A 13,438-nucleotide genomic window follows, 5' to 3' on the forward strand; every position below is an offset into this window, starting at 1 on the left:
GGATCATGAGCGATCACGAGAGCACCTACGTCCCTAAAACGGGCGTTGAAAAGTGGCTGGACACCCGTCTGCCCATCATCCGCTTCGGCGCCGACTACATGTCGCTGCCGACGCCGCGCAACCTGAACTACTGGTGGACCTTCGGCGGCATCCTGGCGATCTGCCTGATGACGCAGATCATCACCGGCATCGTTCTGGCCATGCACTATACGCCGCACGTCGACCTGGCCTTCGCCTCGGTCGAGCGCATCATGCGCGACGTGAACGGCGGCTGGCTGATCCGTTATGTTCACGCCAACGGCGCGTCGATGTTCTTCATCGCGGTGTACCTGCACATGCTGCGGGGCCTGTACTACGGCTCCTACAAGGCGCCGCGCGAGATGATCTGGATCATCGGCTGCGTGATCTTCTTCCTGATGATCGCCACCGCCTTCCTGGGCTACGTCCTGCCCTGGGGCCAGATGTCCTTCTGGGGCGCTGAGGTCATCACCAACCTGATCGGCGCCATTCCCGGCGTCGGCGAGCCGATCCTGATCTGGCTGCGTGGCGGCCCGGCGATCGACAATGCGACGCTGAACCGTTTCTTCTCGCTGCACTATCTGCTGCCGTTCGCCATTCTCGGCTGCGTCGTGCTGCACCTGTGGGCGCTGCACGCTGCGGGTCAGAACAACCCGGTCGGCATCCTGATCCCGAAGGACCGCGCCAAGAAAGACCTGCTGCCCTTCCACCCGTACTTCACGGTCAAGGACGGGTTTGCGATCATCCTGTTCCTGATCCTGTTCGCGATCTTCGTCTTCTATCAGCCGAACGCACTGGGCCATGCCGACAACTACATCCCGGCTAACCCGCTGCAGACGCCCGCGCACATCGTGCCCGAGTGGTACATGCTGCCCTTCTACGCGATCCTGCGCGCCATCCCCGACAAGTTCGGCGGCGTGGTGGCCATGTTCGCCGCGATCGGCGTGCTGTTTGTCCTGCCCTGGCTGGATACGTCCAAGGTGCGCTCGATGCGCTACCGTCCGACGATGCGGACCTTCTTCATCATCTTCCTGGTGGTGGGCGTGGGTCTGGGCTGGTGCGGTGGTCAACTGCCGGATTCGCCTGTCATCGGTTCGTTCAAGACCTTCACGCTGTTTGACGGCGACCTGAACTCGTACCTGTGGCTGACGCGTCTGTTCACGGCCTACTACTTCGCGTTCTTCTTCATCATCATGCCTCTGGTGGGTCTGAAGGAAACGCCGCTGCCCATCCCCGCGACGATCTCCGAGCCGGTGCTGACCGGTGCGGACGCCGCCGAGCAGAAGGGCTGAGCGTCATGACGATTGGAATGAAGACCGTGTCGATCAAGACCATCATCGCCTCGGCCGCCGTTGCTGTCGGCCTGATGGCTGCGGCTCCGGCCCTGGCTTCGGGGGGCGCCGCCCATCCGCGCTCGGGCGGGTTCAGCTTCGACGGGCCGTTCGGAACCTATGACCAAGGCCAGCTGCAACGCGGCTATAAGGTCTATCACGAGGTCTGCGCCGCCTGTCACAGCATGAACCTCATGCACTATCGGAACCTGGGCGATGCTCATGGTCCGTTCTGGAACCCCAAATACCCGAACCCGAACGACAACCCCGTCGTGAAGGCTCTGGCCAAGGAAATCCAGATCGCTGACATCGACAGTGAGACGGGTGAAGCCATCCAGCGCGACGGCACGCCTGCCGACAAGTTCCGCAACCCGTATCCGAACGCCACGGCGGCGGCGGCGGGCAACGGCGGCGCCGCGCCGCCCGACCTGTCGGTGATGGCCAAGGCCCGCCACGGCGGCGCCGACTACATCTACTCGCTGCTGTCGGGCTACAAGGATGCGCCTGCGGGCGTGACCATCCGCGACGGCCAGCACTACAACCCCTACATGGCCGGCGATCTGACGCCGTTCTGGACGGGCGACCCCAAGCATGTTCCGCCCGGCGGCTTCATCGCCATGCCGCCGCCGCTGCAGAACGGCCAGGTGACCTATGACGATGGTTCGCCCCAGACGGTCGACCAGTACGCCAAGGATGTCGCGGCCTTCATCGCCTGGACGTCCGAGCCGAAGATGGTCGAGCGCAAGCAGGCCGGTTTCGGCGTTATCATCTTCCTGCTGATCTTTGCGGGCATCACCTACGCCAGCTACCGCCGCATCTGGAAAGGCGTGGCCCACTAAGGTCCGCTGACAGACGAAATGCTCAAACCCGTCGGAGTTCGCTCCGGCGGGTTTTTGTTTACGTCGAAAGCTGCGCTGCGGAATCGACAGCGGGGGGCAGGCCCCCTAGGGTTCACGCCTCGTTCATGGCTGTGGGGCCTGTCTTTATGCGTATCGCCACTTCTCTTGCTGTCGTCCTGATGGCGGGCGCGGCCTTGTCCGCCTGCGCCACGTCGCCCAATCCCGCGGCGGTGCATCGCCAGGCCGCCTTTGATGCCGCGCGCATCTCGGAGGACATTCGTGTCCTGTCCGACGACAGTTTCGAAGGGCGTGGCATCGCCACCCCGGCCGAAGCCAAGGTCATCGCCTATCTGAGCCAGCAGTACGAGGCTGCAGGCCTGCAGCCGGGCGGGCCGAACGGTCAGTGGACCCAGGATGTGATCCTGAACCGCTTCGTCCAGTCCAACATCCACGCCTCTCTGAAACTGGGCGACTGGACCCTGCCGCTGACGCAGGGCCGCGAGGTGGCGATCTCGACCCGCCGCCCGGCTGAGCACGTCAGCCTGAAGGATGCGCCGCTGGTCTTCGTCGGTTACGGTATCAAGGCGCCCGAGCGGAACTGGGACGACTTCAAGGGCCAGGATCTGCGCGGCAAGATTCTGGTGGTGCTGGTCAATGACGCCGACTTCGAAGACCCGTCGCTGAACACCTTCGGCGGCAAGGCCATGACCTATTACGGGCGCTGGACCTACAAATACGAAGAGGCTGCGCGTCAGGGCGCGGCGGGGGTGCTGATCGTCCACGAAACCGCGCCTGCATCATACGGCTGGCAGACAGTGGCCAACTCGTGGGGCGTGCCGCAGTTCGACATCCTGCGCCAGAACGCCGCCGCCGAGCGCGTGCCGATGGAAGGCTGGGTTCAGCGCGACGTGGCGGTCGACCTGTTCCGCCGCGCCGGTCTGGATTTCGAAGCGCTGAAGGTTCAGGCGCGCAGTCGTGACTTCCAGCCTGTGGCCCTGCCGGGCGCCAGCTTCTCGACCGAGTTCGACGTCAAGACCGACCGCATCACCTCGCACAACGTCATCGCCCGCCTGCCCGGCACGACCCACCCGGACGAGACGGTTCTCTACACCGCCCACTGGGACCACATCGGCATGGGCGAGCCTGACGCGACCGGCGACCGCATCTTCAACGGCGCCGTCGACAATGCATCCGGTACAGCGGGTCTGCTGGAACTGGCGCGGATGTTCGGCGCCTCGCCGCCCACCGAACGCTCGGTCGTCATGATCAGCTTCACCGGCGAGGAAAGCGGCCTGCTGGGCTCGGAATACTACGCCGCCAATCCGGTCTATCCGCTGGCCAAGACCGTCGGCGGCTTCAACATGGACTCGATGAACGTCTATGGCCGGGTCACGGGCCTGGGCGTCACCGGCTATGGCCAGTCGGACTTCGACGAGCGTCTGGCGGCGGCGATCCAGCCGCAGGGCCGCACCCTGATGCCTGACTATGAGAATGCGGCGGGCACATACTACCGCTCCGACCACTTCCCGTTGGCAAAGCGCGGCGTGCCGATGGCCTATGCCGGCAGCCGAGGGGACTTCCGTGATGAACCCATCGCCCAGCGTGAAGCGGCGCGCGCTGAATATGGCGCCAAACGCTATCACCAGGCGGCGGACGAATGGTCGCCGGATTGGGACTACAGCGGCATGATCGAGGACCTGCAGGTCTTCTATAGTGTCGGTCGCGCCCTGGCGAACGACCGCGAATGGCCGAAGTGGAAGACGGGTTCCGAGTTCGGGCCTGTGCGTTCGGAAACCGACGCCCAGCGTCGCTGACGCCGCCGCCAAATGAAGGGGCCGGGTCCGATCCGGCCCCTTTTTCCATCCTGCTTTTCGAGCCCGCTTCATGACCCTTCGTCGTTCGCCCCTTATCGCCATCGCCGCGCTGGTGCTGGCCGCCTGTGCGTCTGCCCCGGCGGTTGCGCCAGTCGCCCACACCGACGCCTTTGCGACGGCGTCAGCGGCCCGTCCGCAGTTCAGCGCGCAGAACCTGTCGGACCACATCAAATATCTGGCGTCGGATGAGTTGGAGGGGCGGTTCCCTGGCCTGATCGGCGAACGTCTGACCCTGGCCTATCTGCAACGCCAGTATGAGACCCTGGGGCTGGAGCCAGGCGGCCGGGACGGATCCTGGCTGCAGCCGGTTGATCTGGTGCGGTTCCGCCCCGAGCGGGCGCCGACGGCGACCTGGACAGGGGCGAACGGCGTCACCCACCCCCTGGTGTCGGGTGAAGACATCACGTTGCGCGCGGGGCCTGCCGATCCTGTGCTCAAGATCGCCGATGCGCCGCTGGTCTTTGCCGGATACGGCGTCGTGGCGCCCGAGCGGGGCTGGGATGACTATGGTTCGACGGACCTGACCGGAAAGGTCGTGGTGGTGCTGCGCGGCCAGCCCGCCGTGATGGGGGAAGACCCGAACTTCTACGGTTCGTCCACGCACAAGACCCAGGAGGCGCTGGAGCGCGGGGCGGTCGGCGTGATCACCTTGCAGACCGATGACGGTCGCTGGCGGCGTTCTGTGGGCGGTGCAACTCGCGCGCAGATGACGATCAAGGGCGCCAAGGACACGCGCTTCACTGGCGCGATCAACATACAGACGGCGACGGCCATCGCGGGCGCCGGTTTCGCCGATGTTCTGGCGCGGGCGCAGACGGCGGGGCTGGGCGGAGCCTTCGACATGAACGCCCGTCTCAGCGTCGACATCGCCGAGACGACCGAGGTGATCCATTCCAACAACCTGCTGGCCAAGATCCCCGGCACGCAGCGGCCCGACGAATACGTCATCTATTCCGCCCACTGGGACCACGTCGGCAAGGCGTCCCAGCCGGATGCGAACGGAGACGACATCTACAACGGCGCCTGGGACAATGCGTCGGGCACGGCTGGCCTGATCGAGATGGCCCGCGTCTTCAAAAACGGCCCGGCGCCGGAACGCACCGTGGTCTTCCTGCATGTGACGGCGGAAGAGCAGGGCCTGCTGGGTTCAGAGGCCTATGCCGCCGATCCGGTTTATCCGCTGGCCAAGACGGCGGCGAACATCAACATCGACATGCTGCCCTTCACCCCTGCGACGCGGGACGTGGCTGTGTTCGGCGTCGGCAAGTCAGAGCTGGAGGATATTCTGGGACGCTTCGCCGCCGTGCAGGGACGGATGGTCACCGGCGACGGATACCCGGAAGAGGGGTTCTATTACCGTTCCGACCACTTCAACTTTGCGGCGGGCGGGGTTCCGGCCCTGATGCCCTGGACGGGCCGCGATTTCATCAAGGGCGGGATCGCGGAGGGCAAGCCCTACTACGAGGGGCAGATGGCGCGGTATTATCACCAGCTGTCGGACGAATGGCGCGCTGACTATGACTTCACAGCGGCCTTGCAGAACCTGGACCTGCTGTATCGGCTGGGCCTGACGGTGGCGGACAGCACGGACTGGCCCGCATGGAAGCCGACGGCCGAGTTCAACACCATCCGCAACGCCACGGCTGACCAAAGGCGCTGAATCAATCGATATTCAATTTAGACCCGTCTTTCCGGGGCGTCCGAAGGACGAACCCGGAACCCAGGAGGCTCGCATCCGGCATCGACTGCGTTCAGCGGCGCGACCGTGGCCCTGGGTTCCGGGTTCTTCGCTCCGCTCAGCCCCGGAATGACGAGGCGATAGGTCGGGCAACCGAAAGCCGGAGCCTATCGAGCCGTGGCCTGGGCGATGACCGCGCGGCCCTGGGCGATGGCGGCGGCCTCGGTCAGTTCGCCACTCGACACCTTGTCCGCCAGGGTCATCAGCGGGATGCCGGTGACCGAGCCGGTGTCCCCGACCTCGGCCACATGAACGCCGTTGCCGGCGGCGATGGCGGCGTCCCAGGCATCGCGGATCGCGGCCCAGAAGCCTTGCGTCTTGGTCCAGTAGTCGTCGCCTGCCTTGGTCGAGAAGTTGGTCGACCGGTCATAGGTGTTGATGACGTCTTCCTGCACGATGGCGACGGGTTCGCCGCCGTTCCGGCCCGACATCTTCACATTGTCCTGGATGTGGACCCAGCCTGCGGGCGTCAGGGCGTGGCGGTTCGTGCCCAGATAGCGGTCATAGATGGGGTTGCGCACTGCGTCGCGGCGGGCCAGCGGCCGCCACGTCGCATTCGAGGTCCAGACCGACAGGCCGTTGTCATAGGTCCAGTGACCCACGCCGCCGTAACGGGGTGAATCGTCCGTCTGCCACACCGTCTGGGACCATGCGCCGGTGCGTTGGTCGGCAGGAACGGGCGTCAGGGTCCACTGGTTCGGCCCGGCGTAGGTCAGCACGGTCTGGGGCTGATAGACCCAGTCCTGACGCCAGTGTTTGACGACGATCGACTGGCCTTCATGCTCCATGACCAGGATGTGCTGCAGGCTGATGCGGTCACCGTGGTCGTACACCACGCGCACGATCTCGCTGCCGCCTGACAGCTTCTCCTCCAGCGGATCATAGTCGGCGTTGAAGCTGACATTCTCGCGCATGTCGAAGTGGACGCGGTACTGGCCCGCCTGGGCCAGGATCGACTGGCGATCCCGTTCGAAGGCGTTGGCGGGTGCAGGGGCGGCGGTTGCGGCGGCGGGAACCACAGCCTGCTGGGCCAGGGCGGCGGGCGCCGTCGTGGTCAGCAGGGCGGCGGCGATCAGGATGGCGCGCATGGGGCGGACCTTCTTGGGTGTGTTGGCGGCCATGAGGATCACAGGCGCAGGGTCAGGGACAGGCCGAAGTTGCGGCCCGGCTGGGTGTAAGCGTCCTTGACGGTCGAGGCCGCGCCCAGACCGCGCACATCGCTCCACCAGCCATAGGTCTCGTCAAAGACGTTGAAGGCGCCGGCCCGCAGCGTGGCGCGCTCGGTCAGGTTCCAGTAGGCGGTGACGTCCAGAAGGGTGAAGCTCTCACCCAGATAGCAGGCCGTTCCGCACGACAGGTTGTAGGTTCCCGCGTCCTTCTTGCCCGACCAGGTGACCGTGGCCGAACCGCCCCAGACGCCTGACGGAGCAGCATAGTTCAGGCCCGCAACGATCTTGAGCGGATCGACGCTGCCCAGGTCGGTGCGACGGCCGTCGGTGGTCTGTTCACCCTCGGCATAGGCGGCCGAGCCGATCAGGCTGAAGCCGTTGTCCCAATAGATGTCGGCGCGGGCTTCCAGACCCTTGATGTCGACCTCGGTTAGGTTGACGTACTGATAGATCAGCGGATCGACGCCGGGGACGCCCGTGCCGCTGACGACGACCTGGTCGATGAAGTTGTCATAATGGGTGGCGAAGGCGGTCGTGTTCAGGCGAAGCTGTCCGCCCGCGAAATCGATGTCGCGCAGCCGGAAGCCGGCCTCGAAGCTTTCGCTGGTTTCCGGCTTCAGGTTCGGATTGGGGATCGACTCATAGCCGAAGACCGGGTTTTCGAAGAAGTTGTTCACCTGCATCGGCGACGGGGCGCGGAAGCCCAGGCCGTAGTTGGCGAAGACGCCCAGATGCTTGCCTGCCCAATAGACGACCCCCAGCTTGGGCGAGATGTGGTCATCGCTCTGGCCCGTCGCCGCCGCGGGGAACAGGGCGTCGACTTCCGGCGACAGGTCGTACCAGTCATAGCGGACGGCGGGGATGATGCTGAGCGCGCCGCCCAGCATTTCGATTTCGTCCTGAACAAAAACGCCCGCCAGTTGGTAGTCGGTCTTGGGGAAGGCGCGGGTGGGGAAGCTTTCGCCCACGGGCGGGGTCACGCCGTCGCGCACGCCTTCCTGAGTGGTTTTGGACCAGTCGGCGCCGAGGGTGACGCGGTGCTGCATCGCGCTGCCGGCGTCAAAGACGCGGGCCGCCTGGGCGGCGACGCCATAGACGGTGTTGTCGAAGGTGACGTCGCGGCTGCGGTCCACGGCGGGGATGCGGTCTTCAAAGGTGTACTGGCGAGTGGTCGAGTCCTGCCAGTAGGCGCTGATCGAACCGTCAGCGAAGCCAGCGAAGTCCGAGAAGCGCCATTCGCCGCTGACGCGGTCGCGCTGGGTCTCATCGTGTGCGGTGACGGCCAGAACCGTGGCTGAGCGGCTGCTCAGCGCGTCGCCGTCCATTTCCGAGTCGAGGTGATCATAGGTCAGGCGCAGGGTGTGGCCCGGCGCCACGTCCCAAACGACCTTGCCCAGGATGGCGTTCGACGAGAAGTCCTGAGGATTGGGCTCGGTGCGCGTGGCGCCGACGCCGCCGACATTGGCCTTGTTTTCGGTCTCCTGGTAATCGCGGCGCGTGTAGGCCAGCAGGCCCGAGACCGAGCCGGTGCGCCCAGCGAAGGCGACGCCCTCGGTCCAGCCCTCATCCGCGGACCCATAGGCCACACGGGCGCGTGCGCCGAAGTTTTGACCGCTGGACAAGAAGTCGGACGGGTCCTTGGAGGTGAAGGCCACGGCTCCGGCGATGCCGTCCGAGCCGTACAGGGCCGACGCCGGACCGCGCAGGATTTCGACCGACTTGATCAGGTCCAGATCGTTATAGCCGCCGCGCCCGACCGCCTGGGCGCCGAAGCTGAAGCCGCTGGGCAGACGCACGCCGTCGTTGATGATCAGCACACGATCGCCGCCCATGCCGCGAATGGTGAAGCCGGAGTTGCCGTCACGGCCGGCGCCCGACAGGGCCAGGCTGAAGCGGGAAGGCGAGGTGGGAACGCTGACGCCTGGCTCGAACCGGATCAGGTCCTTGATGTCCGTGGCCAGATTGGCCTCGATCTGGTCGCTGGTGATGACGCTGACGGTGCCGGGTGTCTGGGACGCCAGGCGCGCCGAACGGGTGCCCAGGACAATGATCGGATCGACGTCGGTCGCGGCGACCTGGGGCGTGTCGTCGGCAAAGGCGGGCTGGGCGGCCAGGACGGCGCTGAAGGCGGTTGCGGCGGTGGTGAGGAGGAGGAGGTTACGCATTATGGCCCCGATGGGTGATTTGCGCGGTTGTTAGTGCGAACGATTATCAGAATCAACCGCACTTAGCGCATGGGTTTGAACCCAAGCTGGGCCTTGGCGTTCAGCCAGGATGAAAACTTCAATTTTCCCGCTACTTGCCGCCGCCGCTTTTTTGACGGCCTGCGGCAATGGCGACGTTAATCCGCCGACGGAACCGGCCGAGCCGCTGCGGACGCCTGAGGCGATGCAGCCTGTGCAGCCCAAGGGACCCTCGTCGCTGGCGTCGCGAGGACCGAGAAGCTTCGTGGGAATCTGGGCCGCCAATCTACGCTGGTGCGACCAGCCGCAGGGGGCCAACAGCCCTTACACCATCACGCCGCTGCGGTTCGACGGCCATGACCACAGCTGTGAGATCGCTTCGATCCGCGAGACCGGAAGCGGCTATGCCGCCAGCCTGTCGTGCATCGCGAACGGCCAGCCGCGCACCGAACGGGTGCATATGGCCGCGACCGGCGATGTGATGAACCTGACCTATGTGGAGCAGGACATGGCGACGGTGAAGCTGGTCCGTTGTCCCGGTTCGCCGCGCGCGCCCGATCCGGGAAATCCGCTGGAGAAGATGCTCAAGGGCGGTGGCGACACCGAAACGCCGCCGTCCGCCTCGCCGACAGAGCCTAGCGGGGCCTCCGCAACTGCATCGCCATCATCAGGGTCAGGAACTCCTCCCGCGTCGGGGGAGTGAGCAACAGGGTGCGACCGGCGGGAAGGGCGGAAACCAGTTTCGCGAGGGCCTTTCCGTCAATGCCGACACGGTCGACTTCGATAATGATCCCGCGCGCGTCCGAGTAGCGACCGCGACCTTCCTTATCCAGTTGGACCATCAAGGGCGCGACGATGTCCAAGCCGTCGCTGGGTTCGGTCTGAGCGGGCTGGACGAGAATATTGCCGGTCGGAGCGGGGCGCATGACGCCGGGGCCGGTCAACAACTGGAACTCGACCACACCGTCCACCAACTGGCCGTCTGAGCCGATCCGCGCGCTTCCAGGACCGTCGTAGCGGATCACGACCTTTTCCGCGAAATCCTCGTGTCCGCCAAGCCGATAGGAGATCGTGTCCGTAAGGCGTTCGTCGCGGCCAAGATCGGTGAACTGAAACCGGCTGAGACCCAGGCTGTCCTCTGGCGTATCGTTCCTTTTGGCGACATCGAAACGACCATCGTTGTCGGTGTCGCGGTAGCAGTAGATGTCTGACGGCGTCGTCCAGTTCGGATAGCGATCGCCATTGCGCCAGCACCACCAGTCGCCGTCGCCATTGATCCCGGCCCATAGAACGGCGCCTGCCGGTCCGTATTTGCGTATGTTGCGGGCGGGCGTTTCGATGGTCGCAAAGGCGGCAGGCCGCGCGACCTGTCGGCTGAGGACGTCGCCATGATCCAGGAGGCGGAAGTCAGTGTCGGCAGGCGCGGGCGCTTCAATGGTCAGAACCGCCTGCGGGGCGGGCTTGCTGAGGATTTCGTCAACCTGGGCCTTGGCTTCATCCGATAAACCGGCCCAGAGGCGCGCGCCGATGCTGCGCACTTCGGACGGGGCGACGTCTTGGGCGGCGTCTTGCTCGGCGGGTTCAGGCACCTCGGCAGGGGCGGAAGGCGGCGCGGCGGCCTGCAGGCTGAGCGCAGCGGCGAGGGCCGTGAAAAACATCAACGACATGATCAACCTGGAATGAAAATCGGCACGACGGTGGTGCGGGTCGTGACGCCCATGGTGATGCGCTGCACCTGGGCGGGCGTGGGCTTGAGGACCCGGAAGCGGATGGTGTTGTCTTCACTCACGTCGAGAATCTCGATCTCGGCGCCCATCAGATTGATGAGAGCGGTTTTGCCAGGCTCGAACTGCGCGCTCTGGCTCCAGCCGCCGATGGAGGTCGGCACGGAATTGATGTCCTGTCGAAAGCCGCCCTTCAGGGTGACGGCCGTGACAGCGGGCAGCGAGGCGTCGCGTGTCCGGGGACGCTGAACCGCGGCTGTGATGACATAATCCACCGCCGGGCCATCTTCTGGCGCTAGGATCGTGTAGGGGGCCGGTTGGGGCAGCGGCTGTTTGCGGCCCAACTGGAAGACAAACAACGGGACGCCCAGGAACGGTGCGCCGGAGTGCATGGCGGTTTCGAATTGACCGTCATTGTCGGCATCTTCGTAGCAGACGAACTCATCGCCCGCCCACCATGCCGCCGTCGTTTCAGCGACGGCGCAATAGGCCCAGCCCGTCGCCGAATAGACGCCGAACATCGACGATCCTGCCGCAAAGGTCTTGGTCTTGCGGAAACCGGCGAGGGAGGGGGTGTCCGCATCCAGCCGGGCCGCGCGGATCGAGGTGGCATGTTGCACGATCAAGGCCTGCCCACGAGGCGCAGTCGCTTCGACGCCGATCCCCGGACCGGCTGTAATCGCGTCATGGATTATGAAGGGGGTGGATTCACGCCGCTGAGTCTGGGCGGACGCCGCGTTCGGCAAGACGAAGAGCACCGCGATTGCAGCGCTCAGAATTCGCAAAGATGACATGCCCGATTTCACCCCCGTGCAGATCGCACGATGCACGCTTGTCGCCTATTGCGTGCAGGGTCAAGTGGGAGCTTGAGGCGTCGTCCCTTCCCGGACGACGCCTTGAGAAGGTCAGCTGAACAGGAAGTTCATCACGTCGCCGTCCTTGACGACATAGGACTTGCCCTCGGCGCGCAGCTTGCCGGCTTCACGCGCCTTGGCTTCGCCGCGCAGGGCGACAAAGTCCTCGTAGGCGATGGTTTCGGCGCGGATGAAGCCCTTTTCGAAGTCGGTGTGGATCACACCTGCGGCCTGGGGGCCGGTGGCGCCGACGGGGATGGTCCAGGCGCGGGCTTCTTTCGGACCGACGGTGAAATAGGTCTGCAGACCCAGCAGCTTGTAGGCCTCGCGGATCAGGCGGTTCAGGCCGGGCTCTTCGAGGCCGAGAGTCTCCAGGAACTCTTTCTGCTCCTCGTCATCCAGCACGGCGATCTCGGATTCGATCTGGGCCGAGATGACGACCGAGTTGGCGTTGTCCTGGGCGGCGCGGGCGGCGACCTTGTCGGACAGCTCATTGCCCTTGTCGGCGTTGCCTTCCTCGACGTTGGAGACATAGAGGGCGGGCAGGGCCGTCAGCAGCTGCAGCATGTCCCAGGCCTTCTTGTCCTCCTTGGACACCTCGGCGGTGCGGGCGGGCTTGCCCGCGTGCAGTTGGGCCAGAGCCAGATCGACCAGCTTCAGCGTCAGGCCGGAATCTTTGTCGCCGGTCTTGGCGCGCTTCTCCAGCTGCGGGCGGCGGCGCTCCAGGCTTTCCATGTCGGCCAGCATCAGCTCCGTCTCGATGATCTCCAGATCAGCGATGGGGTCGATGCGGTTTTCGACGTGGGTGATGTCGTCGTCGACGAAGCAGCGGGCCACGAAGGCCACGGCGTCGCAGTCGCGGATGTTGGCCAGGAACTGGTTGCCCAGACCCTCGCCCTTGGACGCGCCGCGCACCAGGCCGGCGACATCGACGAAGGTGATGCGGGCGGGAATGATTTCCTTGGACCCTGCAATCTCGGCCAGGGCGTTCAGACGCGCCTCCGGCACGGCCACGTCGCCGGTATTCGGCTCGATGGTGCAGAACGGATAGTTGGCGGCCTGGGCCGCCGCCGTCTTGGTCAGGGCGTTGAACAGGGTGGACTTGCCGACATTGGGCAGGCCGACGATCGCGACTTTAAGGGCCATGGGTATCCTCTTGAGGCGCGAGCCTTTACCCGGTTCGAACCGGTTTGTCAGGCTCGCGCTTCAATACGGCTTAATGAGCGCCGTGTCCGTCGTTGATGGAGGGGCGCTGACCCACGGTCGCCTCGACCGTCACGGCGGGGGCGGCGGCGAACTCCAGCGTCAGGGGAACCGTCTCGCCGGCGACCAGAGGCGCCGTCAGGCCGATCAGCATCAGGTGGGCGCCGCCGGGCGCCAGCATGACCGCCTGACCCTGTTTCAGATCCATGCCGGTCATGATCTGGTTCATCTTCATGACGCCGTTTTCGGTCTTCATCTCGTGGACCTGAAGTTCGCTGGCGCGCGGGGTCTTGCCGCCCATCAGCTTGTCATTGGCTTCCGAAATCAGGGTGACGTAGCAGGCGCCCGCCTGCGCGCCGTTCGGCGAGGGGCGGCACCAGGCGTTCGAGACGGTGACCTCTGCGACGGGCTTGGCCTCGTCGGCGGTCGAGCGGGCGGGCTCCTGGCTGCAGGCGCTGATCAGCAGCAGGGCGGGCAGGGCGCTGAGGATTGCGATGCGTTTCAT

General features: G+C 65.3%; 11 protein-coding genes. 5 read left to right on the forward strand and 6 right to left on the reverse strand.

Annotated features, from left to right (window positions below; all coding sequences use genetic code 11):
• Positions 1 to 5: 5 nt before the first annotated feature.
• The 4 genes from JKF87_RS02840 to JKF87_RS02855 all read left to right on the forward strand — a co-directional run bounded on the left by JKF87_RS02840 (position 6) and on the right by JKF87_RS02855 (position 5,722).
• On the forward strand, positions 6 to 1,310 hold the full coding sequence (locus JKF87_RS02840; RefSeq protein WP_201097036.1) for a cytochrome b: 1,305 nt from the start codon (positions 6 to 8) through the stop codon (positions 1,308 to 1,310).
• A 5-nt stretch (positions 1,311 to 1,315) separates the two neighbouring features.
• A complete protein-coding gene (locus JKF87_RS02845) occupies positions 1,316 to 2,188 on the forward strand; it encodes a cytochrome c1 (RefSeq protein ID WP_201097037.1) in 873 nt (290 codons plus the stop codon).
• Positions 2,189 to 2,334: 146 nt separating this feature from the next.
• Positions 2,335 to 4,002: a M28 family metallopeptidase gene (locus JKF87_RS02850; RefSeq protein ID WP_201097038.1), complete on the forward strand. Its 1,668-nt coding sequence runs from the start codon at positions 2,335 to 2,337 to the stop codon at positions 4,000 to 4,002.
• A 70-nt stretch (positions 4,003 to 4,072) separates the two neighbouring features.
• Positions 4,073 to 5,722: a M28 family peptidase gene (locus JKF87_RS02855; RefSeq protein ID WP_201097039.1), complete on the forward strand. Its 1,650-nt coding sequence runs from the start codon at positions 4,073 to 4,075 to the stop codon at positions 5,720 to 5,722.
• Between the two features lie 185 nt (positions 5,723 to 5,907).
• On the opposite strand, the gene JKF87_RS02860 is transcribed toward JKF87_RS02855, so the two are convergent.
• Both JKF87_RS02860 and JKF87_RS02865 read right to left on the reverse strand, forming a co-directional pair.
• Positions 5,908 to 6,921 (reverse strand): DUF6607 family protein, encoded by a 1,014-nt coding sequence (locus JKF87_RS02860; RefSeq protein WP_236261041.1) that lies wholly within the window; start codon positions 6,919 to 6,921, stop codon positions 5,908 to 5,910.
• Between the two features lie 5 nt (positions 6,922 to 6,926).
• Positions 6,927 to 9,134, reverse strand: coding sequence for a TonB-dependent hemoglobin/transferrin/lactoferrin family receptor (locus JKF87_RS02865; RefSeq protein ID WP_201097040.1), 2,208 nt, complete (start codon positions 9,132 to 9,134; stop codon positions 6,927 to 6,929).
• Between the two features lie 109 nt (positions 9,135 to 9,243).
• Between JKF87_RS02865 and JKF87_RS02870 the strand changes: the two genes are divergently transcribed.
• The gene (locus tag JKF87_RS02870; protein WP_201097041.1) at positions 9,244 to 9,855 is read left to right on the forward strand and encodes a hypothetical protein; all 612 of its coding nucleotides are present in this window, start codon (positions 9,244 to 9,246) and stop codon (positions 9,853 to 9,855) included.
• Here JKF87_RS02870 and JKF87_RS02875 read toward each other — a convergent pair.
• The 4 genes from JKF87_RS02875 to JKF87_RS02890 all read right to left on the reverse strand — a co-directional run bounded on the left by JKF87_RS02875 (position 9,788) and on the right by JKF87_RS02890 (position 13,438).
• Positions 9,788 to 10,810: an immunoglobulin domain-containing family protein gene (locus tag JKF87_RS02875; RefSeq protein ID WP_201097042.1), complete on the reverse strand. Its 1,023-nt coding sequence runs from the start codon at positions 10,808 to 10,810 to the stop codon at positions 9,788 to 9,790. The two genes, JKF87_RS02870 and JKF87_RS02875, sit on opposite strands and share 68 nt — an antisense overlap.
• An 11-nt stretch (positions 10,811 to 10,821) precedes the next feature.
• Positions 10,822 to 11,496, reverse strand: a complete 675-nt coding sequence (locus JKF87_RS02880; RefSeq protein ID WP_201097044.1) for a hypothetical protein — start codon at positions 11,494 to 11,496, stop codon at positions 10,822 to 10,824.
• A gap of 285 nt (positions 11,497 to 11,781) precedes the next feature.
• Complete coding sequence (gene ychF / locus JKF87_RS02885; protein ID WP_201097045.1) at positions 11,782 to 12,876, reverse strand: redox-regulated ATPase YchF; 1,095 nt, start codon at positions 12,874 to 12,876, stop codon at positions 11,782 to 11,784.
• Positions 12,877 to 12,946: 70 nt separating this feature from the next.
• Entirely contained in the window at positions 12,947 to 13,438 is a 492-nt protein-coding gene (locus JKF87_RS02890; RefSeq protein WP_201097046.1) for a copper chaperone PCu(A)C, read from the reverse strand.

Source organism: Brevundimonas nasdae (assembly GCF_016654005.1).
GTDB classification, from domain to species: Bacteria; Pseudomonadota; Alphaproteobacteria; order Caulobacterales; family Caulobacteraceae; genus Brevundimonas; species Brevundimonas nasdae.

Coding starts and splice junctions, on each gene's coding strand:
- JKF87_RS02840 (WP_201097036.1), top strand. CDS start 6: ATGAGCGATCACGAGAGCACCTACGTCCCTAAAACGGGCGTTGAAAAG.
- JKF87_RS02845 (WP_201097037.1), top strand. CDS start 1,316: ATGACGATTGGAATGAAGACCGTGTCGATCAAGACCATCATCGCCTCG.
- JKF87_RS02850 (WP_201097038.1), top strand. CDS start 2,335: ATGCGTATCGCCACTTCTCTTGCTGTCGTCCTGATGGCGGGCGCGGCC.
- JKF87_RS02855 (WP_201097039.1), top strand. CDS start 4,073: ATGACCCTTCGTCGTTCGCCCCTTATCGCCATCGCCGCGCTGGTGCTG.
- JKF87_RS02860 (WP_236261041.1), bottom strand. CDS start 6,921: ATGGCCGCCAACACACCCAAGAAGGTCCGCCCCATGCGCGCCATCCTG.
- JKF87_RS02865 (WP_201097040.1), bottom strand. CDS start 9,134: ATGCGTAACCTCCTCCTCCTCACCACCGCCGCAACCGCCTTCAGCGCC.
- JKF87_RS02870 (WP_201097041.1), top strand. CDS start 9,244: ATGAAAACTTCAATTTTCCCGCTACTTGCCGCCGCCGCTTTTTTGACG.
- JKF87_RS02875 (WP_201097042.1), bottom strand. CDS start 10,810: ATGTTTTTCACGGCCCTCGCCGCTGCGCTCAGCCTGCAGGCCGCCGCG.
- ychF (WP_201097045.1), bottom strand. CDS start 12,876: ATGGCCCTTAAAGTCGCGATCGTCGGCCTGCCCAATGTCGGCAAGTCC.
- JKF87_RS02890 (WP_201097046.1), bottom strand. CDS start 13,438: ATGAAACGCATCGCAATCCTCAGCGCCCTGCCCGCCCTGCTGCTGATC.